This window comes from Streptomyces sp. JHA26, from assembly GCF_002005565.1.
Classification (GTDB): domain Bacteria; phylum Actinomycetota; class Actinomycetes; order Streptomycetales; family Streptomycetaceae; genus Streptomyces.
The window spans coordinates 33370-55333 of record NZ_BDJC01000029.1; the positions used below are offsets into that span (position 1 = coordinate 33370).

Annotated in this window: 20 protein-coding genes; 4 read left to right on the plus strand and 16 right to left on the minus strand. The window is 73.1% G+C overall.

Going from position 1 to position 21964, the window contains the following annotated elements; genetic code table 11:
- Positions 1–6: 6 nt before the first annotated feature.
- The 6 genes from JHAT_RS18975 to JHAT_RS19000 form a co-directional block, all read right to left on the minus strand.
- Positions 7–213 (minus strand): DUF6191 domain-containing protein, encoded by a 207-nt coding sequence (locus JHAT_RS18975; RefSeq protein WP_077799400.1) that lies wholly within the window; start codon positions 211–213, stop codon positions 7–9.
- 37 nt (positions 214–250) lie between these two features.
- The gene (locus JHAT_RS18980) at positions 251–3367 is read right to left on the minus strand and encodes an AAA family ATPase (protein WP_171990969.1); all 3117 of its coding nucleotides are present in this window, start codon (positions 3365–3367) and stop codon (positions 251–253) included.
- A 104-nt stretch (positions 3368–3471) separates the two neighbouring features.
- Positions 3472–3657: a hypothetical protein gene (locus JHAT_RS18985; protein ID WP_077799402.1), complete on the minus strand. Its 186-nt coding sequence runs from the start codon at positions 3655–3657 to the stop codon at positions 3472–3474.
- Between the two features lie 193 nt (positions 3658–3850).
- Positions 3851–4444, minus strand: coding sequence for a hypothetical protein (locus JHAT_RS18990; RefSeq protein ID WP_077799403.1), 594 nt, complete (start codon positions 4442–4444; stop codon positions 3851–3853).
- 35 nt (positions 4445–4479) lie between these two features.
- Complete coding sequence (locus tag JHAT_RS18995) at positions 4480–5055, minus strand: GNAT family N-acetyltransferase (protein ID WP_077799404.1); 576 nt, start codon at positions 5053–5055, stop codon at positions 4480–4482.
- Positions 5033–7279, minus strand: a complete 2247-nt coding sequence (locus JHAT_RS19000; protein ID WP_077799405.1) for an MMPL family transporter — start codon at positions 7277–7279, stop codon at positions 5033–5035. The genes JHAT_RS18995 and JHAT_RS19000 overlap by 23 nt, the downstream gene beginning before the upstream one ends.
- Before the next feature lie 400 nt (positions 7280–7679).
- On the opposite strand from JHAT_RS19000, the gene JHAT_RS19005 reads away from it, so the two are divergent.
- Positions 7680–8483, plus strand: coding sequence for a cyclopropane-fatty-acyl-phospholipid synthase family protein (locus tag JHAT_RS19005; protein WP_077799406.1), 804 nt, complete (start codon positions 7680–7682; stop codon positions 8481–8483).
- A gap of 77 nt (positions 8484–8560) precedes the next feature.
- On the opposite strand, the gene gatB is transcribed toward JHAT_RS19005, so the two are convergent.
- The 5 genes from gatB to JHAT_RS19030 all read right to left on the minus strand — a co-directional run bounded on the left by gatB (position 8561) and on the right by JHAT_RS19030 (position 12711).
- The gene (gene gatB, locus JHAT_RS19010) at positions 8561–10075 is read right to left on the minus strand and encodes an Asp-tRNA(Asn)/Glu-tRNA(Gln) amidotransferase subunit GatB (protein ID WP_077799407.1); all 1515 of its coding nucleotides are present in this window, start codon (positions 10073–10075) and stop codon (positions 8561–8563) included.
- 15 nt (positions 10076–10090) lie between these two features.
- A complete protein-coding gene (locus tag JHAT_RS19015; RefSeq protein ID WP_043504295.1) occupies positions 10091–10330 on the minus strand; it encodes a hypothetical protein in 240 nt (79 codons plus the stop codon).
- Positions 10327–11820, minus strand: a complete 1494-nt coding sequence (gene gatA, locus JHAT_RS19020; protein WP_077799408.1) for an Asp-tRNA(Asn)/Glu-tRNA(Gln) amidotransferase subunit GatA — start codon at positions 11818–11820, stop codon at positions 10327–10329. Before gatA ends, JHAT_RS19015 begins: the two co-directional genes overlap by 4 nt.
- A 5-nt stretch (positions 11821–11825) precedes the next feature.
- Positions 11826–12122 carry an Asp-tRNA(Asn)/Glu-tRNA(Gln) amidotransferase subunit GatC gene (gatC, locus tag JHAT_RS19025; protein WP_003973500.1) on the minus strand — a complete coding sequence of 99 codons (297 nt, stop codon included), beginning with the start codon at positions 12120–12122 and terminating at the stop codon, positions 11826–11828.
- Positions 12123–12339: 217 nt separating this feature from the next.
- Positions 12340–12711, minus strand: coding sequence for a DUF4267 domain-containing protein (locus JHAT_RS19030; protein WP_077799409.1), 372 nt, complete (start codon positions 12709–12711; stop codon positions 12340–12342).
- Positions 12712–12795: 84 nt separating this feature from the next.
- On the opposite strand from JHAT_RS19030, the gene JHAT_RS19035 reads away from it, so the two are divergent.
- Complete coding sequence (locus JHAT_RS19035) at positions 12796–13386, plus strand: TetR/AcrR family transcriptional regulator (protein WP_077799410.1); 591 nt, start codon at positions 12796–12798, stop codon at positions 13384–13386.
- A 90-nt stretch (positions 13387–13476) separates the two neighbouring features.
- Here JHAT_RS19035 and JHAT_RS19040 read toward each other — a convergent pair whose 3' ends face one another.
- The 5 genes from JHAT_RS19040 to JHAT_RS19060 all read right to left on the minus strand — a co-directional run bounded on the left by JHAT_RS19040 (position 13477) and on the right by JHAT_RS19060 (position 20484).
- Positions 13477–15696, minus strand: coding sequence for a bifunctional diguanylate cyclase/phosphodiesterase (locus JHAT_RS19040; protein WP_077799411.1), 2220 nt, complete (start codon positions 15694–15696; stop codon positions 13477–13479).
- Between the two features lie 262 nt (positions 15697–15958).
- Positions 15959–18151 (minus strand): NAD-dependent DNA ligase LigA, encoded by a 2193-nt coding sequence (gene ligA / locus JHAT_RS19045; RefSeq protein WP_077799412.1) that lies wholly within the window; start codon positions 18149–18151, stop codon positions 15959–15961.
- A gap of 15 nt (positions 18152–18166) precedes the next feature.
- Positions 18167–19168 carry a methionine synthase gene (locus JHAT_RS19050; RefSeq protein WP_077799413.1) on the minus strand — a complete coding sequence of 334 codons (1002 nt, stop codon included), beginning with the start codon at positions 19166–19168 and terminating at the stop codon, positions 18167–18169.
- Positions 19169–19227: 59 nt separating this feature from the next.
- A complete protein-coding gene (locus JHAT_RS19055; protein ID WP_171990970.1) occupies positions 19228–19917 on the minus strand; it encodes an SDR family oxidoreductase in 690 nt (229 codons plus the stop codon).
- Positions 19918–19944: 27 nt separating this feature from the next.
- Positions 19945–20484: a TIGR00730 family Rossman fold protein gene (locus tag JHAT_RS19060; RefSeq protein ID WP_077799415.1), complete on the minus strand. Its 540-nt coding sequence runs from the start codon at positions 20482–20484 to the stop codon at positions 19945–19947.
- An 89-nt stretch (positions 20485–20573) separates the two neighbouring features.
- On the opposite strand from JHAT_RS19060, the gene JHAT_RS19065 reads away from it, so the two are divergent.
- Together JHAT_RS19065 and JHAT_RS19070 are read left to right on the plus strand one after the other, a co-directional pair.
- Positions 20574–20897, plus strand: a complete 324-nt coding sequence (locus JHAT_RS19065; RefSeq protein WP_077799416.1) for a DUF427 domain-containing protein — start codon at positions 20574–20576, stop codon at positions 20895–20897.
- A 239-nt stretch (positions 20898–21136) separates the two neighbouring features.
- Positions 21137–21958, plus strand: a complete 822-nt coding sequence (locus JHAT_RS19070) for a D-2-hydroxyacid dehydrogenase (RefSeq protein ID WP_375603573.1) — start codon at positions 21137–21139, stop codon at positions 21956–21958.
- Positions 21959–21964 lie beyond the last annotated feature (6 nt).

Here is a 21964-nt window from a genome sequence, read left to right on the forward strand (position 1 = left end):
CGCCGCTCACGCCTCCTCGGGATCCGCATCCTCGTCGTCCTCCGGCTTGCCGGAGACCGGCCGGTGGACGACGACCTTGCCCGACGAGAGGTCTATCGGGCCGTCGGCCGGGTCGCCGTCGCCGACGTCCTCACGGGTCAGTTCGAGCCGGTTCCGCTCGTCCCGGGTGTGCTTGCGACCCGGGGCGAACAGGTCCTCGAAAGCGTCGAACACGCGTCCTCCCTCGATCGGCGTGCCTCCAGCGTAGGCCTCACTCGGCCGAACGGGTGCTGAGCGTCCCGGTCGGGAACAGCGCCAGCCGGTGCGCCAGCGCCGCGGCCTCGCCGCGGCCGGAGACACCGAGCTTGGCCAGGATGTTGGAGACGTGGACGCTGGCGGTCTTGGGCGAGATGAAGAGCTCCTCGGCTATCTGGCGGTTGGTGCGGCCGTCGGCGACCAGGCGCAGGACGTCGCGTTCCCGGCCGGTGAGGCCGAGTGCGGCGGCCGGGTCGGCGGGCGCGCCGTCGGGTTCGGCGGCGCGGCCGAGGACGAGCCCGGCGCGCTGGGCGAGCCGGGTGACGGCGTCGTCGAGCGGGCGGGCGCCGAGGTGCCGGGCGACGGTGCGGGCGAGGCGGAGCAGTTCCGTGGCGCGGGCCCGTTCGTCGTCGCCGCCCGCGGCCAGCAGGGCGCCGGCCAGCCGGTACCGGACGCGGGCGAGGTCGTAGGGCCGCTCCAGGCACTCGAAGGCGGTGACCGCCTCCGACCAGGTCCGCACGGTGTCCCGGCCCCGGGCGCGGTCCAGTTCGGCGCGGACCCACCACTCGTGGGCGAGCCAGACCGGGGCGGCCGTGGTGAGCGACCTGGCGGCCCCGGCGAGGCTTTCGAGCACCTCGACGCGGCCCTCCTCGGCCGCCGGCAGGCCGAGGGCGTCGGCCTCGGCCTCGGCGGCGGCCAGCAGCAGGGGCCAGCCGTAGCGCTGGGTGCCGGGCGGGAAGCCGGCGGCCAGGGCGCGGCCGAGCTCCGCCCGGGCGTCGGGGACACGGCCCCGGGCGGCGGCGACGCCGATGGCGAGGGTGGCCAGCGGCAGCCGGTACTGGGGGGCGGGGTCGTCGGTGCCGTAGGCGGCGCGGGCCTCGTCGAGCAGCCGGGCGGCCTCGGCCGTCTCGCCGCGGGCGAGGGCGACGGCGGCGCGCTTGAGACAGGCTCCGCCGCGCGGTGCGGCCCCCCGGGCGGGTGCCCCGGCCGCGATCGCGGCCTCGATCGCCTCGTCCCACCGGCCCAGGGAGATGAGGGACTCGGCGAGATTGCCCCACACCCACGCCTCGGACTCCAGCCGGCCGGTCCGCCGGGTGAGGTCGATGCCTTCGCGCAGGAGGGCGACCGCCTCCTCGGAGCGGCCGATGCTCTCCAGGACGGAGGGCAGGTTGACATGGCTGCGGGCGATCACGCTGGGCAGCCCCTGCGCCATCACCCGCTCCCTGACCCGGTACATCTCGGCGAGTCCCGCGTCGACGTGGCCCGCCTCGACCATCAGCCCGCCGAGGGTGAGCCGGGCGTTGAGCTCGATGTCGGAGGCGCCCACCATGCGCGCGTACTCCACGGCCCGCTCGGCGGCGGTCACGGCGTCGGGGCCGGGATCGTGCAGCATCGACCAGGTGGCGGCCATGGCCAGCACCTCGGCGTGCACCGTGGACGGGGGCAGGCCGCGGACGAGTTCCTGGGCGATGGCGAGCTCTCGCCGGCCGTCGCCGCGGCCCTGGGCCTGGACCAGCCGGGAGCGCTGGGCCCAGAACCAGGCGGCGCGCTGCGGGTCGCGCCCGCCGGGCCGGGCGTCGGGGCCGGTCCCCTGCTCCTCCAGGAGGCGCAGCGCCCGCTTGGTGATCTTGAGCGCGCGCTCGCGCTCCCCGCACAGCCGCCCGGCGACGGCGGCCTCGGCCATCAGGTCCAGATAGTGCAGGGGTCCGGTCTCCGGGTGGCATCCGCAGGGCGGGTAGGCCTCGGTGGAGTCGACGGGCCGCAGGGTGGCGCGTACGTCGTCGGGGACGGAGTCCCACAGCTCCATGGCCCGCTCGAGCAGCCGCAGCTGCTCCGAGTAGGCGTTGCGCCGGCGGGCCTCGACGGAGGCGTCCAGGACGGCGGGCAGGGCCCTGGCCGGGTCGTGGGCGCGGTACCAGTGGCTGGCCAGGCGCATCACGCGCTCGGCGGCGGGCACCAGCGTCGGGTCGGCGTCGAGGGCCTCGGCGTAGCGGCGGTTGAGGCGGGAGCGTTCGCCCGGGAGCAGGTCGTCGGCGACGGCCTCGCGGACCAGGGAGTGGCGGAAGCGGTAGCCGTCGCCGTCGGGCGCGGGGAGCAGGAGGTTGGCGTTCACGGCGGCCCGCAGCGCCTCGATGAGGTCGTCCTCGGCGAGCCCGGACACCGCGGCGAGCAGCCGGTGCTCGACGGTGGAGCCGCCCTCGGCGACGATCCGGGCGACGCGCTGCGTGCTCTCGGGGAGCGCTTCGACGCGGACCAGGAGCAGGTCGCGCAGGGAGTCGGTGAGGCCGGTGCGGCAGCCCTCGTGGGCGGCGACGGCGAGTTCCTCGACGAAGAAGGCGTTGCCGTCGGAGCGTTCGAAGATCTCGTCCACCTGGAGCGGATCGGGCTCGTGGGCGAGGATGCCGGCGATCTGGCGGCCGACCTCCTCGCGGGTGAAGCGGCCGAGTTCGATGCGGCGGACGGTGCGCAGGCGGTCGAGTTCGGCGAGCAGCGGGCGCAGCGGGTGGCGGCGGTGGATGTCGTCGGAGCGGTAGGTGGCCAGGACGACGAGGCGGCCGGTGCGCAGGGTGCGGAAGAGGTAGGCGATCAGGTGGCGCGTGGAGGCGTCGGCCCAGTGCAGGTCCTCCAGGACGAGGACGACGGTGTGCCGGGCGGCGACCCGCTCCAGCAGGCGGGCGGTGAGCTCGAAGAGGCGGGCCATGCTCTCCTCGTCGTGCCGGCCGCCGCCGGCGCCCGGGGCGCTCTCGGCCAGCTCGGGCAGCAGCCGGGCCAGCTCCTCCTCCTGTCCCGCGGCAGCGGCGGCCAGCTCCGCGGGCAGTTCGCGGCGCAGGGCGCGCAGCGCGGTGGAGAAGGGGGCGAAGGGCAGCCCGTCGGCGCCGATCTCGACGCAGCCGCCGAGTGCGACGACGGCGCCCTGCCGGCGTGCGGCGGTGGCGAACTCCTCGACGAGGCGGGTCTTGCCGACGCCCGCCTCGCCGCCGAGCAGCAGTGCCTGCGGCTCTCCCCCGGTGCGGGACGCCGGGTCGGCGTCCTTGCCGCCGGCGCGGACGAGCGAGTCGTGCAACGTGTCCAGCTCGCCTGTGCGGCCTACGAACACGGGACTGACGGACCTGGTCTCCACGTGCCCGAGCATCGCACGCGGGCCCGAGGGCAGGGGACCGGTTTTCGGCAGGAGGACGGCGCCCGGAACGACGGCGGGGAGGGAGGCCGCGCGGCCTCCCTCCCCGGTCCCCCCGTTCACGCGATCCGGGCGGAGCGGTGCCGGCGCGACCGGAACGTATGGCTCTCCGCCGGGGCGGCGTCGTGGTGGGCGTCCCGGCGGGCGGCGCGACGGGCGCGGACGGCCTCGCGGACCAGCCTCGCCTCGTCGGCCTCGCGGATCAGGTCGGCGGTGCGGAGCTGCCGGATCTCGTACTCGTACATGGTGTGTCCCTTGCTGGAAGGCGGGTTCGGAATCGCTCGTTGCGATGCCTCCACCTTCGTCTCCCAGGGGGGTGGGCCACATCGGGTAAGTGCCGCATCTTCGGTGCCCGCGGGGGGCCTCGGACACGGGTGAGGGGCCTTAGGACGCGCGCCGGGGGCGCGCTGACGTCCTAAGGCCCCTCAGAGGGCCGGGTCAGCCGGCGGACGGCAGCCCCAGCAGGACGTCCGTGTACTTGAGGACGGCCAGGAGCAGTCCGACGACGCCGAGCGCGACACCCGCCCAGGCGACCGACTTGATCCACGGCGCCTGCGGCCTGCCGGGGGCGCCGAAGGCGGGCCGGGCCAGTACGACGACGCCGACGACCAGCGCGACCAGGGCGAACAGGCCGCCCCACAGTGCGGTGGCGTGCCAGGCGTTGCCGTAGCCCTTCTCGATCAGCGTGGCGACGTCGGAGGACGACGAGGTCTCCAGCTGGCCGACCAGCGACTCGCGGGCGGAGGCCACGGTGCCGACCCAGCTGCCGGTCAGCGAGACGATGCCCAGCCCCGCGGAGACGACGGCGCCGGCGCCCTGGCCGACGCCGGTGGGGCCGTCCTTCTCGACGGCACCGGCCTCGGCGCCGGTCCCGGACGCGTCCGCCTCGGGATCGCCGGTCGCGGTGGCGTCACCGTCCGCGGTGGCGTCACCGTCCGCGGCCGTGTTCTCGGCGGCCTCGGTCTTCGCCACCTCGTCCGCCTTGTCCTGGTCGGCCCTGCCGTCGGTCTCGTCCACTGTCTTCGTTCCCATGTCTCGCACCGTACGGACGCTCTCTGAGAGGTCCCTTAATGATCGTCGTGAGCGCCGCGCGCGCGTGCCGCACGCCACTCGGGCGCCAGTACCGCCCACACCTCCATGTCATGGCGGACGCCCCCGTAGGGGAAGGACTCGCGCAGTACACCCTCCCGCGTCATGCCGAGTCGCCGGGCGGCGGCGACGCTGGGGGCGTTCGCGGACGACGCGTGCCACTCCACGCGGTGCATGCCGCGTTCGTCGAAGGCCCAGTCGATCAGGACGCGGGCGCCGCGGGTGACGAGGCCCCGGCCCGTTCCGGCGGGCTCCAGCCAGCAGCCGATCTCGCAGACGCCGGTGGCCGCGTCGAAGACGCGGAAGAGCAGCCCGCCGACGAGCGTGCCGTCCAGCCACAGCCCGTGCAGGAAGCCGCTGTCGGCGGCGTGCCGGTCGGCGTAGGACTGGAGCAGTTCGCGGGCGGACTCGACGTCGGTGGCCTTGGCGCCGAAGGGGATGTGCCGTGTGATGAAGTCCCTGCCCCGGTCCAGGTGGGCCAGGAACTCCTCGGCGTGCCAGGTCTCCAGGGGACGCAGTTCGGCTCCGTCGTCACCCAGTGGTATCGCGTACATCGCGCTGCTGTTCCTCCTCTGCCAGGACGTCCGCCACCCCGGCGTCCGTCGCCGCGGCCAGCCTCTCATGGGCGGCGCGGCACTCGGGCGGCTCGATGCTGAGGCGGGGCAGCCAGGCGTCCAGCCGGCGCGGCAGCCACCAGTTGGCCCGGCCGAGCAGGTGCATCAGCGCGGGCACCAGGAGCGTGCGGAGCACGAAGGCGTCCAGGGCGACGGCGGCGGCGAGGGCGATGCCGAACATGGCGATCACCCGGTCGCCGCTGAGCACGAAGGCGAGGAACACCGAGATCATGATGACCGCGGCGGAGTTGATCACCCGGCTGGTCTCGGCGAGGCCGACGCGGACGGCACGGCGGTTGTCGCCGGTCTCCAGCCACTCCTCGTACATGCGGCCGACCAGGAAGACCTGGTAGTCCATGGAGAGCCCGAACAGCACCGAGACCATGATCACGGGCAGGAAGGGCTCGATCGGGCCCGCGCTGCCGAGCCCGAGCAGCTCGCTGCCCCAGCCCCACTGGAAGACCGCGACGACGATGCCGAAGGACGCGGCGACGGCGGCGACGTTCATCGCGGCGGCCTTGACCGGGATGCCGACGGAGCGGAAGGCCAGCAGGAGCAGCAGGCAGCCGAGCCCGACGACGACGCCGACGAACAGGGGCAGCTTGCCGACGATGACCCCGGCGAAGTCGTCGTAGCCCGCCGTCACCCCGCCGACGTGCACGTCGAGCGAGGTGCCGGTCTCCGCGCGCGGCAGCACCTCGGAGCGCAGCCGCTCGACGAGGTCGCTGGTCCTCTGCGACTGCGGCGCCGAATCGGGTACGACGCCGAGGTACGCGGTGTCGCCGCCGGAGTTGTACGTCACCGGCGTCACCGAGGAGATCCCCTCGGTGGTGCGCAGGGAGGCGTCCAGGTTGTCCAGGGCGAGCCGGTCCTCGGCGCCCCTCACCTTGGTGACCAGGGTGAGGGGTCCGTTCACGCCGGGACCGAAGTCCTCGGCGAGCAGGTCGTAGGCCTGGCGGGTGGTCGTGCCCCGGGGGTCGTTGCCCTGGTCGGAGGTGCCCAGGCGCAGTCCGAGGGTGGGCAGGGCGAGGACCGTGACGACGACGAGCGCGAGGGCGCCGAGCAGCTTGGGGTGGCGCTCGACGAACGCCGACCAGCGGGCGGCGAGCCCGGTCGGCAGCTCGGGCTCGGGCCCGTGCTCGGCGAGTCTGCGCCGCTCGCGGCGGCTCAGGGCGCGCGGGCCGACGTACGACAGCAGGGCGGGCAGCAGCGTCACGGAGGCGGCGACGGTGAGCACGACGGTCAGCGAGGCGGCGACGGCCACACCGTTGAGGAAGCCGAGCCGGAGGACCAGCATGCCGAGCAGGGCGATGCACACGGTGGCACCCGCGAAGACGACCGCGCGTCCCGTGGTCGCGACGGCACGGGTGGCGGCCTCGGTGACGGACAGGCCGCGCTTCAGCCCCCGCCGGTGCCGGGTGACGATGAACAGCGCGTAGTCGATGCCGACGCCGAGCCCGATGAGGGTGCCCAGCATGGGCGCGAAGTCGGCGACGGTCATGAGGTGGCCGAGCAGGGTGATGCCCGCGTAGGCGGTGCCGACGGAGACCAGTGCCGTGGCGATGGGCAGCAGGGAGGCGGCGAGGGACCCGAAGGCGAGGAACAGCACGGCCGCGGCGACGGCCACGCCGACGGCCTCGGCGAGGTGGCCGCCGGTGGATCCGGTGAGCGCGACGGCGCTGCCGCCCAGCTCGACCTGGAGTCCGTCGGCCTCGGCGGCCCTGGCGGTGTCGACGACCGCGCGCGCCTGGGCCGCGTCGATGTCCTGGGCCTCGGCGCCGAAGGTGACCGTGGCGTACGCCGTGCGGTCGTTCTCGCTGATCCGATCCGAGTCGGGGTCGTCGTACGGGTTGGTCACCGAGACCACCCCGGGCAGCTCCGCGATGCGGTCCAGGGTGCGGGTCATGGTCTGCTCGACGTCGGCCGCGCGGACCGTGCCGGACGTGGTGTGCCAGACGATCGTGTCGCTGTCGCCGCCGAGGCCGGGGAAGCCCGAGGCGAGCAGCCGGAAGGCACGGTCGGAGTCGGTGCCGGGGACGCCGTAGTCGTTCGAGTACGCGGAGCCGGCGGCGAAGGCTCCGGCGGAGACCCCGCCGAGGGCGAGGAGCCAGAGCAGAACGGTGATCAGCCGGCGTCGGACACACCAGCGTGCGAGGGCTGCCACGGAACGCGCTCCCGGAGTGACTGAGGTGTGGATCTTTGACCGGGAACAGCCGTACACGGACCGAACGTCCCGCAAAGAGCGCATGAGCTACGCACCGGACACTCTTGCAGGCACAACTGATCGTTTGTCGCTTTCGTGTCCTTGTTCACACCTCCGTTCACATCTCCGCGAGCGGCGGCCGCACCTCCCACGAGGCCTCGTCGCCCTGCTCGGGGTCCTCCGCCCGGACGTCCGCGGCCCGGAAACCCGGATGCGGGGGTGCGGGACCGGCTGCTATCGTCCGCCGCTCCGACGTTCCCCGGCAGCCCGCCGCCGACCGAAGCAGGTGCTTTGATGCTTGTCCGTCCGATCTCCGACGAGACCCTTTCCCTCTTCACGGCCCCAAGGAGCCCGTTCACCGATGTCGGACATCACATCGAACACCCCGCACGACGACCTCGCTAACCGCCTCACCCTGCCCCGGTACCCCCGCAGCAGCGCCTACGACGCCCGCTGGACCGTCGAGAACGCGATGGGCCCGCACGCGCTGTGGCTGCTGGAGTGGCTCGCCCCGGCCCTCGGCCTCGACACCCTGCGCCCCGGCGCCCGCGTGCTCGACCTGGGCTGCGGACGTGCCATGACGTCGGTCTTCCTGGCCAGGGAGTACGGCGTCCAGGTCACCGCGGCCGACCTGTGGATCAAGCCGGACGACAACGCGCGCCGCATCGCGGAGGCGGGCGTCGCCGACCGGGTGTTCCCGGTCCTCGCCGAGGCCCACGACCTGCCCTTCGGTCAGGAGAGCTTCGACGCGATCGTCTCCGTCGACGCGTACCAGTACTTCGGCACCGACGATCTCTACCTGCCGACGCTGACCCGGCTGCTGAAGCCCGGCGGGCGGATCGGGGTCGTCGTCCCGTCGGTGCCCGAGGAGATCGAGGGCACCGAGCCGCCGGAGCACATGAAGCCGTACTGGGACCCCGCGTTCTGGTGCTTCCACAGTCCCGCCTGGTGGCGCCGCCACTGGACCCGCAGCGGGGCCGTGGACGTGGAGACGGCCGACTGGCTGGAGGACGGCTGGCGTGAGTGGCTGCTCTGGTGCGACGTCGTCGCCGAGGAGAGCACGGAGGAGTTCCACGTGCGGATGAGCCGGGAGAGCGCGGAGATGCTGCGCACGGACCGGGGCCGCACGCTGGGCTTCGCGCGCGTGGTGGGCCGCCGCGTCTGACCGCGTGACGGCACGACCCCATGAGCGAGGGGGCGCATCGAACCGATGCGCCCCCTCCTCTCGACCGTCTTCGCCGGTCAGCCCTCGTCGACGCCCAGCTTCTGCAGGATCAGCTCCTTGACGCGGGCCGCGTCCGCCTGACCCCGGGTCGCCTTCATGACCGCGCCGACCAGCGCACCGGCCGCGGCCACCTTGCCGCCGCGGATCTTGTCCGCGACGCCCGGGTTGCCGGCGATGGCCTCGTCGACGGCGGCGGTCAGCGCGCCCTCGTCGGAGACGACCTTCAGGCCGCGCTTGTCGACGACCTCGTCCGGCGTGCCCTCACCGGCGAGGACGCCCTCGATGACCTGGCGGGCCAGCTTGTCGTTCAGATCGCCCTTGGTGACCAGCTCGGTGACCCGGGCCACCTGCTGTGGCGTGATCGCCAGCTCGTCCAGCGACTTCTGGGACTCGTTGGCGCTGCGGGCCAGCTCGCCCATCCACCACTTGCGGGCGGAGGCCGCGTCGGCGCCGGCGTCGATCGTGGCGACGATCGGGTCCAGCGCGCCGGCGTTGAGGATGGCCTGCATGTCGGTGCCGGAGATGCCCCACTCCTCGCGGAGCCGGTTGCGGCGCACCAGCGGCAGTTCGGGCAGCGCGGACCGGATCTCCTCGACCCACTCGCGGGACGGGGCGACCGGCACCAGGTCGGGCTCCGGGAAGTACCGGTAGTCCTCGGCCTCCTCCTTCACGCGGCCCGAGGTCGTGGACCCGGTGTCCTCGTGGAAGTGGCGGGTCTCCTGGACGATCGTGCCGCCGCTGCTCAGGACCGCCGCGTGGCGCTGGATCTCGAAGCGGGCGGCGCGCTCCACGGACCGCAGCGAGTTGACGTTCTTCGTCTCGCTGCGGGTGCCGAACTTCTCGGTGCCGTGCGGGCGCAGCGACAGGTTGACGTCGCAGCGCATCTGGCCCATCTCCATCCGGGCCTCGGACACGCCGAGCGCGCGGATGACCTCGCGCAGCTCACGGACGTACGCCCGCGCGACCTCCGGCGCACGCTCCCCCGCGCCCTCGATCGGCTTGGTGACGATCTCGATGAGCGGGATGCCGGCGCGGTTGTAGTCCAGCAGGGAGTGGGACGCGCCGTGGATGCGGCCGGTGGCGCCGCCGACGTGCGTCGACTTGCCGGTGTCCTCCTCCATGTGGGCGCGCTCGATCTGGACGCGGAAGGTCTCCCCGTCCTCCAGCTGCACGTCGAGGTAGCCGTCGAAGGCGATCGGCTCGTCGTACTGGGAGGTCTGGAAGTTCTTCGGCATGTCCGGATAGAAGTAGTTCTTCCGGGCGAAGCGGCACCACTCGGCGATCTCGCAGTTCAGCGCGAGGCCGATCTTGATGGCGGACTCGACGCCGGTCGCGTTGACGACCGGGAGCGCGCCGGGCAGGCCGAGGCAGACCGGGCAGGTCTGGGTGTTGGCGTCCTGACCGAGGGCCGTCGAACAGCCGCAGAACATCTTGGTCTTGGTGCCGAGTTCGACATGGACCTCGAGGCCCATGACGGGGTCGTACGACGCCAGCGCGTCCTCGTACGACACCAGGTCGGTCGTGGTGGTCACGGTGAAACTTCCCTCTCAGCCCAGCAGGACGTCGTCGTCGCCCAGCCGCTTCAGCTCGCGGTAGAGGATGGCGAGGCCGGTGACGATGGCGGCGGCGGACACGGCGGCGTCGACCAGACGGAGCGTGTCGCTCTCGGCGCGGGCGAGCTTCGCCTGCTTGGCGACGCTGAACGCGCCGAACGCGGTGGTGGCCATGGACAGGTACAGGCCGTTCTTGGACTTCTTGAAGCCCTTGGCCTTCGACAGCTTGCTCACAGCGACGGAGCCTCCTCCAGCAGCGGGTGGCCCCACTTTTCCACGAAGGCGGCCTCGACGGCCGCTCCGACCTTGTAGAGCCGGTCGTCCTTCATGGCGGGGGCGATGATCTGCAGGCCCACCGGCAGGTTGTCCTCGGGGGCGAGGCCGCAGGGCAGCGACATGGCCGCGTTGCCCGCCAGGTTGGTGGGGATGGTGCACAGGTCGGCCAGGTACATCGCCATCGGGTCGTCGGCGCGCTCGCCGATCGCGAAGGCGGTGGTCGGGGTCGTCGGGGAGACGATCACGTCGACCTGCTCGAAGGCCTTCTCGAAGTCCCGCGTGATGAGGGTGCGGACCTTCTGGGCGCTGCCGTAGTACGCGTCGTAGTAGCCGGAGCTCAGGGCGTACGTGCCGAGCATGATGCGGCGCTTGACCTCGGGACCGAAACCGGCCTCGCGGGTCAGGGAGGTGACCTCCTCCGCGGAGTGCGTGCCGTCGTCGCCGACGCGCGCGCCGTAGCGCAGGCCGTCGAAGCGGGCGAGGTTGGAGGAGCACTCCGAGGGGGCGATCAGGTAGTACGCCGACAGGGCGAGGTCGAAGGACGGGCAGTCCAGCTCGACGATCTCGGCGCCCAGTTCCTTCAGCAGCTCGACGGACTCGTCGAAGCGCTGGATGACGCCGGCCTGGTAGCCCTCGCCGCGGAACTGCTTGACGACGCCGACGCGCATGCCCTGCACACTGCCGTTGCGGGCGGCCTCGACGACCGCGGGGACCGGAGCGTCGATGGAGGTCGAGTCCATCGGGTCGTGCCCGGCGATCACCTCGTGCAGCAGGGCCGCGTCCAGGACCGTGCGGGCGCAGGGGCCGCCCTGGTCGAGGGAGGAGGAGAAGGCCACCATGCCGTAGCGGGAGACGCCGCCGTAGGTGGGCTTGACGCCGACCGTGCCGGTGACGGCCGCGGGCTGGCGGATGGAGCCGCCGGTGTCGGTGCCGATGGCCAGCGGCGCCTGGAAGGCGGCGAGGGCCGCGGAGGAGCCGCCGCCGGAGCCGCCGGGGATCCGGGTGAGGTCCCAGGGGTTGCCGGTCGGGCCGTAGGCGCTGTTCTCGGTGGAGGACCCCATGGCGAACTCGTCCATGTTGGTCTTGCCGAGGATGACGACGTCGGCGTCCTTCAGGCGCTTGGTGACGGTCGCGTCGTACGGCGGGATCCAGCCCTCGAGGATCTTCGAACCGACGGTCGTGGGCACGCCCTCGGTGGTGAAGATGTCCTTGAGCGCGAGCGGGACGCCGGCCAGCGGGCCGAGCTTCTCGCCGCGCGCCCGCTTCTCGTCCACGGCACGGGCCTGGGCGAGCGCGCCCTCGCGGTCGACGTGCAGGAAGGCGTGCACCTTCTCGTCGACGGCCTCGATGCGGGCCAGGTGGGCCTCGGTGACCTCGACCGCGGTCAGCTCGCCGGAGGCGATCTTCGCGGCGATCTCGGCCGCGGTGAGCTTGATGATGTCGCTCATGGCGGTTACTCCTCCCCCAGGATCTGCGGCACCTTGAAACGCTGCTGCTCCTGGGCCGGGGCGCCGGAGAGCGCCTGCTCGGGCGTGAGCGACGGACGGACCTCGTCCGGCCGCATGACGTTCGTCAGCGGGAGCGGGTGAGAGGTCGGCGGTACGTCTTGGTCGGCGACCTCGCTGACGCGGGCGACCGCGCCGATGATGTCGTCCAGCTGTCCCGCGAAGTGCTCGAGCTCTTCGGGCTTCAGCTCCAGACGCGCCAGCCGGGCGAGGTGGGCGACCTCCTCGCGCGTGATGCCAGGCATGCAGCGTTCCTCTGGGGTGAGTGCGTGTGTTTCGGGCCGATCGGTTCGGCCCCAATCCTATGGGGCCGGGCCGCGTGGCCGTTAAACGGTTTCCCCGGACGTCACTCCCCCGCGTCGCGCATCCCGGGCCGCGCTGCCCGGGAAGTGGTCGCCGTGACGACCAGCGACATCACGAACAGCGACATCTTCGGACCCCCTCGTGACGGCGGGGACGCGCTCAGACCGCGAAGAGCAGGCCGGCGCTGATCAGGACGACGACGGCGGTGGCGAAGTGGATCCCGAAGGCCACGGCCCTCGTACCCCCGTGACGCAGCACCACGAGCGTGTCGCCGAGCGGCACTAGGGCCACGCACAGCATGAACCACGCCTCGGCACCGGCGCCCGCGAAGACCAGCAGCGCCAGGCCCACCAGACCGAAGGTGCCGTCCCGCAGGCCCTTGACCGTCAGGTACGCACCGGCGTCACCGCCCGGATCGGCCGGGGCGCCGTAGCCGGTGGCGGCGGAGGCGGGCCGGAACAGGAAGCGGTAGCCGAGGAACACGCAGAACAGGTCGAGCACGACGGCCAGGGTGTACGCGGTGACGGTCACGGCTTCTCCTTGCTAGCAACGCTAGGGACAAGGGCGAAGCTAGCAGAGCGTCGACAGAATGGCTAGCGTCGCTAGCATGACGGTATGACGATCCGGACGCGCCGGGAGCGCGAACGAGGGGAACGCGAGCGGCTGATCGTGACGGCCGCACAGGAGCTGGCCGAGGCGGAGGGCTGGGACGCGGTCACCACCCGCCGGCTGGCCGCCGAGGTCGAGTACAGCCAGCCGGTCCTGTACAGCCACTTCGAGGGCAAGGACGCGATCGTGGCGGCGGTCGCGGTGCGGGGCTGCGAGGAGTTCACCGTCGCGCTGCGGGCGGCCGCCGCGGCGGCCGGCGGCGCGCGCGAGAGGCTGGCGGCGGTCGGGGAGGCGTACACGGCGTTCGGGCGGCGGCGGCCCGCGCTCTACGACGCGATGTTCACGCACCGCGTCGACCTGCCGTTCGCCACGCCCGAGGCCCCGGCGGCCCTCCAGGAGGCGTTCGGCGAGCTGCTGCGGGCCGTGGAGCCGTTCGCGGCGGAGGGCGACGAGCCGGTGCTGCTCACCGAGACGTACTGGGCCTGCCTGCACGGGCTGGTGACCCTGACGCGCGACGGCCGGCTGCCGGAAGGAGCCCACGAACGCCGGCTGGCCCTGCTGGTCGGGCGCTTCGCGGCGCGGGGCACCGCGCACTGAGCCGGGCGGTGCCGCGGCCGGCACAGGACCGCCGGCGGACGTCCTGCGCGGGGAGAGCTCCGCCGGCAGGGCGCCCGAGGGCGGGCCGGGTCACTCGTCGGCGGCCGCCGCGGGCAGCGCCGCCGCGGGGCGGACCCAGCCGCGTGAGCCCCGGGCGCGCAGCCACGCCGTCGTCTCCTCGGGCGGCATCGCCGCCGCGACCAGCCAGCCCTGTACGGCGTCGCAGCCCAGGTCGCGCAGTCGTTCCCAGGTCTCGTCGTCCTCGACGCCCTCGGCGACGACCAGCAGGCCGAGGGAGTGGGCGAGGTCGACGGTGCAGCGCACGATCTCGGCGTCCTCGGTGTCGACGGCCAGCCGGGCCACGAACGAGCGGTCGATCTTGAGCTCGCTGACCGGGAGCCGGCGCAGGTGCACCAGGGAGGAGTAACCGGTGCCGAAGTCGTCCAGGGACATCTTCACGCCGTGCGCGGTCAGTCCGGCGAGGGTGTCGGCGGCACGCTGCGGGTCCTCCAGCAGGACGTGTTCCGTGATCTCCAGCTGGAGCGCCCCCGCCGGGACGCCGTGCCGGGCCAGCCGTGCGGCGACCGAGCCGGCGAAGCCGGGGGTGTGCACGTCGCGCGGGGAGACGTTGACCGCGACCGGCACGAACAGGCCCTGGGCCCGCCACCGGGCGACCTGACCGAGCGCCGTCTCCAGCACGTACTCCGTCAGGTGGGGCATCAGGCCGGAGGACTCCGCGATGGCGATGAACTCATCGGGCGGCACGCTGCCGCGCTCGGGGTGCACCCAGCGGACCAGGGCCTCCAGGCCGGCCACCTGCCCGTCGAAGCGGACCTTGGGCTGGTAGTGCAGCCGGACCTCGTGGGCGTCCAGGGCCCGGCGCAGATCGCCCAGCAGCCCCAGCCGGTCCGGGGTGTTGGAGTCGCGCTTGGACTCGTAGACCTCCACCCCCGTGCGGTCCCGCTTCGCCTGGTACATCGCCACGTCCGCCCGGCGCAGCAGTCCCTCGGCGTCCAGCGCGTGGTCGGGGAAGACGGCGACCCCGGCGCTGGCCTCCAGGACCAGGGTGAGCCCGTCCAGGTCGAGGGGGGAGCTGAGCGCGGCGACGAGTCCCCGGGCGAGGCGGGTCGCCGAGGTGGTGGAGTCGGCGACCGGCAGCAGGACGACGAACTCGTCACCGCCCAGCCTCGCGGCCTCCGCCCCGCGCGGCAGCGCCAGCCGCAGCCGGTCGGCGGTCTGCAACAGCAGCCGGTCACCGGCGAGATGTCCGAGGGTGTCGTTGACCGACCGGAAACGGTCGAGGTCGATCAGCATCAGGGCGGCGCGGGCGCCGACCCGTTCGGCGTCGTCCAGCGCGGCCCAGGTCCGCTCCAGCAGCCACTGCCGGTTGGGCAGTCCGGTCAGCGGGTCGCGCAACTGCTCCTCCGCCCGGGCCCGGGCGATCCACAGCGTGGAGTCGAGGGCGATCAGCGGGATGGAGAACAGCGGCAGCAGCAGCGGCTTGGCGACGGCGACCACGCAGACCAGCGGTGCGATGCCGAGCAGCGCGACGGCCACCAGGCCGTGTCTGACCAGGGTGGTGCGGGCGACGGTGGCCAGTCCCGCGCGCGGCGTGTGCAGGTACCACAGCAGACCACGGGTGACGGCGAGGTAGGCGACGGCGACGAGCACCACCTCGGGGACCGCGTACACCCCCCACGTGTTCGGGTCCCAGGGCTGCTCGACGGACGGTACGGAGCCGCAGACGCCCAGCAGCAGGGCGCCCGCGGCGATGCCGAGGATGTCCACCGCGCCGTGCAGGACGCCCTGCCGCCAGCGGCCCCGGCGGGCCACGCCGACCAGGACGACGACGGCGAGGCTGACCAGGCCGGCCGGAACCCAGCCGTAGAGCAGCAGGACGGAGAGGGTGAGGGCGGCGCCCGAGCCGGTGCCGCCCCACCAGCGGGAACGGCCGAGCATGACCAGGTGGCCGACGACGATGCCGGTCAGCACGGCGAGGGACCAGCCGGCGGTGCCGGACGGGAAGAGGGCGCGGCCCTCGGCGAACGTCCCGCAGAAGCCGGCGCCCAGGACTAATCCGGCCGCGGTCACGACCGCCGCGGGCAACGCGGGCCGGGACCCGTGCCGTTCGGTGCCGGTGCCGGACAGCGCGGGCGTGCCGGTGGCCGCCGGCGCGGCACCCGGGGCCTCCCCCGCGGGGTGCCGTGCGCCGCCACCGCGCTGCCCGGGCCGTCGGCCCACGTGCCAGGTCCCCACCAGGCGCCGCGGGCGCAGCCGTGAGCCCGCGGCGGCGCTCTCGGTCGGTTCCATTCCCGTCCCTCTCACAGCCGGCGGTGCCCACGCCACGCGGCCCTGCGCCCGACAGCCCTCAACGGCTCCGCGTTGGAGAACCCTTCCCCCTGTTCCTTGGGGCAGGGGGATGCCCCCGACCGCGGCTGGGCACGGCAGGTGCACCCCACAACAGTAGGCCGCGGAAGGCTTCCAGGGGCACCGGTCGTCGACGGTTGCCCGAATGCCACCCGGCCACCCGTATGCATCTGGTATGCGCCGATCGGGTGGTCTTCAACCGCTATTACTCGGCCGAAAGCGCGGCGCCGGCGGCCGCGTCGGGTCCTTCCTCGAGCAGGACGGTGAACCCGTCCTCGTCCAGGACCGGCACCTTGAGTTGCACCGCCTTGTCGTACTTGGACCCGGGGTTGTCACCCACCACCACGAACGACGTCTTCCTGGACACCGATCCGGTCACCTTGGCGCCCCGGCTCTGCAGGGCGTCCTTGGCTCCGTCGCGCGTGAAGTTCTCCAGGGTGCCGGTGACGACGACGGTGAGTCCTTCGAGCGGGCGCGGGCCCTCGTCCTCGCCGGCCGACTGCTCCTCCAGCGGAACTCCGGCCGCCTTCCACTTGCGGACGATCTCGCGGTGCCAGTCCTCGGCGAACCACTCCTTGAGGGAGGCGGCGATGACGGGACCGACGCCGTCGGTGTTCGCCAGCTCCTCCTCGGTGGCCTGCTCGATCCGGTCGACGGAACGGAACTGGCGGGCCAGCTCCTGGGCCGCGACGGGGCCGACGTGCCGGATGGAGAGCCCGTTGAGGAAGCGGGCGAGCGGGCGGCTCTTGGCCTCCTCGATGTGCTTGAGCAGCGCGAGGGTGTTCTTCTTCGGCTCGCCCTTCTGGTTGGCGAAGACCGTGACGACCTTCTCCTCGCCGGTCCTGGGGTCGCGCTTGGGCAGCCCGCTGTCCGGGTCGAGGACGTACGCCTTGATGGGCAGCAGCTTCTCGACGGTGAGGTCGAAGAGGTCGCCCTCGTCGACCAGCGGCGGGTCGGCCGGCTCCAGCGGCCGGGTGAGCGCGGCCGCGACGACGCCGCCGAAGTGCTCGATGTCCAGGCACTCCCGGCCGGCGAGGTAGGCGACGCGCTCCCTCAACTGGGCGGGGCAGGTCCGGGCGTTGGGGCACCGGAGGTCGATGTCGCCCTCCTTCATGGCCTTCAGCGGCGTCCCGCACTCGGGGCACGCGGCCGGCATGACGAACTCCCGCTCGCTGCCGTCCCTGAGGTCGGCGACCGGCCCGAGGATCTCGGGGATCACGTCACCGGCCTTGCGCAGCACCACCGTGTCGCCGATGAGGACGCCCTTGGCCTTGACGACCTCCTGGTTGTGCAGGGTGGCGAACTCCACCTCGCTGCCCGCCACGGTGACCGGCTCGACCTGCGCGTACGGCGTGACGCGGCCGGTGCGGCCGACGCCCACCTTGATGTCGACGAGCCTGGTGTTGACCTCCTCGGGCGCGTACTTGTAGGCGATGGCCCAGCGCGGGGCGCGCGCGGTCGAGCCGAGGCGTCCCTGGAGGCGGATCTCGTCGAGCTTGACGACGACGCCGTCGATCTCGTGCTCCACCGAGTGCCGGTTCTCGCCGTAGTGCGCGATGAACTCCCGCACGCCGCCCAGGTCGTCGACCACCCTGTTGTGCGGGGAGGTGGGCAGGCCCCAGGACGCCAGGAGGTCGTACGCCTGGGAGAGGCGGGTCATGCCCGTGTAGCCCTCCAGGGCGCCGATGCCGTGGACGACCATGTGCAGTGGGCGGGAGGCGGTGACGCGCGGGTCCTTCTGGCGCAGCGAACCGGCCGCCGCGTTGCGGGGGTTGGCGAAGGGCTTGTCGCCAGCCTCGACCAGGCGGGCGTTGAGCCCCTGGAACTTCTCCATCGGGAAGTAGACCTCGCCGCGGACCTCCACGAGGTCGGGGACCTCGTCGCCCGTCAGGCGCTCGGGGATCTCGGCGATGGTGCGGACGTTGGGCGTGATGTCCTCGCCGGTGCGGCCGTCGCCGCGGGTGGCCGCGCGGACGAGCCGGCCGCGCTCGTAGGTGAGGTTGACGGCCAGTCCGTCGACCTTCAGCTCGCACAGGAAGTGGTACTCCTGCTCGCCCAGCTCCCTGGCGATGCGCTCGGTCCAGGCGGCGAGTTCGTCGTCGTTGAAGGTGTTGTCCAGCGAGAGCATGCGCGAGCGGTGCTCGACGGAGGTGAACTCCGTCTCGTAGGAACCGGCGACCTTCTGGGTCGGCGAGTCCGGGGTGCGCAGCTCCGGGTGCTCCTCCTCCAGCGCCTCCAGGGAACGCAGCAGCCGGTCGAAGTCCGCGTCGCTGATGACGGGGGCGTCCTTCACGTAGTACCGGAAGCGGTGTTCCTCGATCTGCTCAGCGAGCCGCACGTGCTTCTCGCGCGCCTCGGCGGGCACGTTCGTCGTCTCCGCCTGCTTGTCGCCGGCCACCGTGTCGTCCTCCCGTTACTCTGGGTCGTCCGCGAGGGATCTCGCCGCCCGGACGCAGTGGGCGAGCGCGCGGCGGGCGTACTCGGGGGACGCGCCCGCGAGTCCGCACGACGGTGTCACCGTGACCGCCTCCGCGAGAAGTCCCGGATGCAGCCCCAGCCTGCGCCACAGCGTCCTGACACCCATGACGCTACCGGCAGGGTCTGACAACGGGCCGTCCGTCCCCGGCACGACACCGGCCAGCAGCCGGGTGCCGCCCTCCACCGCCTCGCCGATCGCGTCGTCGTCACGTTCGGTGAGGAGGGAGAAGTCGAAGGAGATCCCCGCGACGCCGGCCCGGCGCAGCAGGGCGAACGGGACGTCGGGCGCGCAGGAGTGGACCACGACGGGACCGTCGCCGTGCGCCCCGACGGTGTTCCTCAGGGTCGCCTCCACGACCTGCCGGTCCACGGCCCGGTGCGTGCGGTAGCCGCTGGCGGTGCGCACCCGGCCGCGCAGCACGGCGGTGAGGGAGGGCTCGTCGAGCTGGAGCACGAGCGTCGCGCCGGGCACGCGGCGCCGGACCTCGGCGAGGTGCAGGCGCAGGCCCTCGGCGAGGGAGGCGGCGAGGTCGCGGGTGGCACCGGCGTCGGACAGGACGGCCTCGCCGTTGCGCAGTTCCAGGGCGGCGGCCAGCGTCCAGGGGCCGACGGCCTGGACCTTCAGCGGCCCCTCGTACCCTTGGGTGAACTCCTCCAGCGCGTCGAGGTCCTCCCGCAGCCAGGCCCGGGCCCGCCTGGTGTCCCGGCCCGGCCGGTCGCCGAGGCGCCAGCCGCTGGGCTCCACGCGCGCGTACAGCTCGACGAGCATTCCGGCGCTGCGGCCGATCATGTCGGCGCCGGGGCCGCGGGCGGGCAGCTCGGGCAGGAAGGGGAAGTCCTCGAAGGTGCCGGTGGCGGTCTTGACGGCCTCGCGCGCGTCGTCCCCCGGGAGGGAGCCGACGCCGGTGGCGGGGCCGAGGTGGAGGTTGTCGTTCACAGGGGAAGCGTACGCAGGGGCGGCCGGGACGGCCCCCGCCCCCGCCGCCCCGCCGGGGACTACCGTCCGGGACGCACCGTCAGGTCGTTGACCTCCGCGTCCTTGGGCAGGTCCAGGGCCATGACGACCGTCGTGGCGACCGACTCGGGGTCGATCCACCGCGAGGGGTCGTACTCCTTGCCCTCCTGCCGGTGGACCTTGGCCTGCATGGGGCTGGCGGTGCGGCCGGGGTAGACGGAGGTGACGCGGACGCCGTTCGCGTGCTCCTCCTGGCGCAGGGAGTCGGCCAGGGCCTTCAGGCCGTGCTTGGAGGCGGCGTACGCGGACCAGCCGGCGTGGGCGTTGAGTCCGGAGCCGGAGTTGACGAAGAGGACGTGGCCCTGGGCGACGCGGAGCTGGGGCAGGAAGAGGCGGGTCAGCTCGGCGGGGGCGACGAGGTTGACGTTGAGCTGGTGGCGCCAGGTCTTCGGGGTGAGGTCGCCGACCGGGCCGAGGTCGACCACGCCCGCGATGTGCAGCAGGGAGTCCACGCGGTCGGGCAGCGTCTGGTGCGAGAAGGCCCAGGAGAGCTTGTCCGGGTCCGCCAGGTCGCCGACCAGCGTCTTCGCGCCGGGGAAGGCGGCCGCCAGTTCCTTGGCGCGGCCCGCGTCGCGCGCGTGCAGCACGACCTCGTCGCCGCGCTCGTGCAGGCGGCGGGTCACGGCCGCGCCGATGCCGGAGCCCGCTCCGGTGATCACATGTGTAGCCATGCCCGCCATGCTCGCATCACCGCGGGCTCACTCCACGCCCCGGCTCTCCTCCAGGTAGGCGAGCGCGCCGACCGGCTCCTCGGCGAAGAACACCAGCTCGGACAGGGGGCGCGGCAGGAAGCCCTCGTCCTCCATCCGGCGGAACTGCTCCCTGAGGCCGTCGTAGAAGCCCGCCGTGTTGAGCAGGACGACCGGCTTGTCGGTGTGCCCGTGCTTCTTCAGCTCCAGGATCTCCGTCGCCTCGTCCAGGGTGCCGGTACCGCCCACCATGATCACCACGGCGTCGGCCTTCTCCAGCAGCAGCCGCTTGCGCTCGGCGAGGTCCCCGGCGATCACCATCTCGTCGGCCCCCTCGCGCGCCTTGGCCGCCAGGAAGTCCACGGAGACGCCCAGGAGCCTGCCTCCGGCCTCGTGCACACCGTCGGCGACGACCTTCATCAGCCCGGTGTCCGAACCGCCCCACACGAGCGTGTGGCCACCCTTGCCGAGCAGGGTGCCGAACTCCTTCGCGGGGCGCGTGTAGCGCTCGTCGAGGTCGGCGGCGGAGAGGAAGACGCAGATGTTCATACGGCCACGGTACGTTCCCGCCCCGCCGGGAAGAACTCGGCCCACGGTCGTGCTGTCACCAGGAGAGCCGGACACCGAGGAGGACGATCATGACCGAGGGACACCGCATCACCGTCGAGCCGAGCGGCCGGCACGTGCGCGTCGTGCGGGACGGGCAGGTACTGGCGGAGAGCGACGAGGCGCTGGTACTGCGGGAGACGGGTCTTCCGGAGCGGTACTACATCCCGCCCCGGGACGTGCGCCTGGACCTGCTGACCCCGTCCGACACCCGCACGCACTGTCCCTTCAAGGGCGACGCGTCCTACTGGTCCCTGCCGGACGCGCCGGACCTCGCCTGGGCCTACCCGGACCCGAAGCCGGACGTGGCGGAGATCAAGGACCACCTGTGCTTCTACGAGACGGAGGTTTCCTGATCGCCGGACGCGCGATCAACTACCCTCTTGAGGCGATCACTTGACGCGCGTTCACTACCGACGACAGGGAGCGACGGGGGCACATGCTGCGGAGCGAGGACCTTGAGCGCGCGCACGTTCTGACGGACGCCGGCGTGGCGGACTCCGTGCTCGAGGAGTTGCGGAAGATCACGCGGCGACCGGTGCGACGTCACGGGACACCGGCCTCCGGAGCCGTCCCCCCTCACGGCGCGGACGCCGTGGCCACCCCCGCCGGCCCCTGTGTCTACGTGGGCCCACGGCTGCCCGACACCCTCGGCGCGGAGCGGCTCGTCTGGTTCCACAGCACCAACGCCGGTGTGGACGGGCTCCTGGGTTCCGCCCCCTGGCCGGAAGGGGTCCTGCTCACCCGGACGGTCGGCCGCATGGGGGACCGCATCGCGCAGTACGTCCTCGCCTGGATCCTCGCCGAGTGCCAGGAGATCCCGGCACACCTCGACCAGCGGCGTCGTGCCGAGTGGCGGCGCCTGCCGTCGGAACTGGCCGAGGGCCGGACCGCGCTGATCTACGGTGCCGGACGCATCGGCGCGAGGGTGGGCACACTGCTGCGCGCCTGCGGCATCCGGACGGTGGGCGTGTCCCGCAGTCCCGGGCGGGCCCCCCAGGCGTTCGACGAGTCGGTGACCCCGGGCGACGCCGTGGCACGGATCGGCGAGGCCCGCTGGGTGGTGTCCGCCCTTCCGCTGACCCCTCGCACCGCGGGTTTCTTCGACGCCGGAACGTTCGGCGCGATGCGGGGAGCCACGTTCGTCAACGTCGGTCGCGGCGCCACCGTCGACCTCACGGCCCTGGGCGAGGCGCTCGACGACGGCAGGGTGCGGGCGGCCGTCCTCGACGTCCTGGCCGAGGAGCCGCCGGGGCCGGACAGCACGGTGTGGAAGCTGCCCCGCACGGTCGTCACGTCGCATTCGGCGGGCGTCACGGCTCCCGACGACGTGTCCGCGGACTTCGCGTCCTGCTGGCGCGCGGTTCTGGAGGGGCGCACACCGGAACTCGCCGTGAACCCTGCCCGCGGCTACTGACCGACC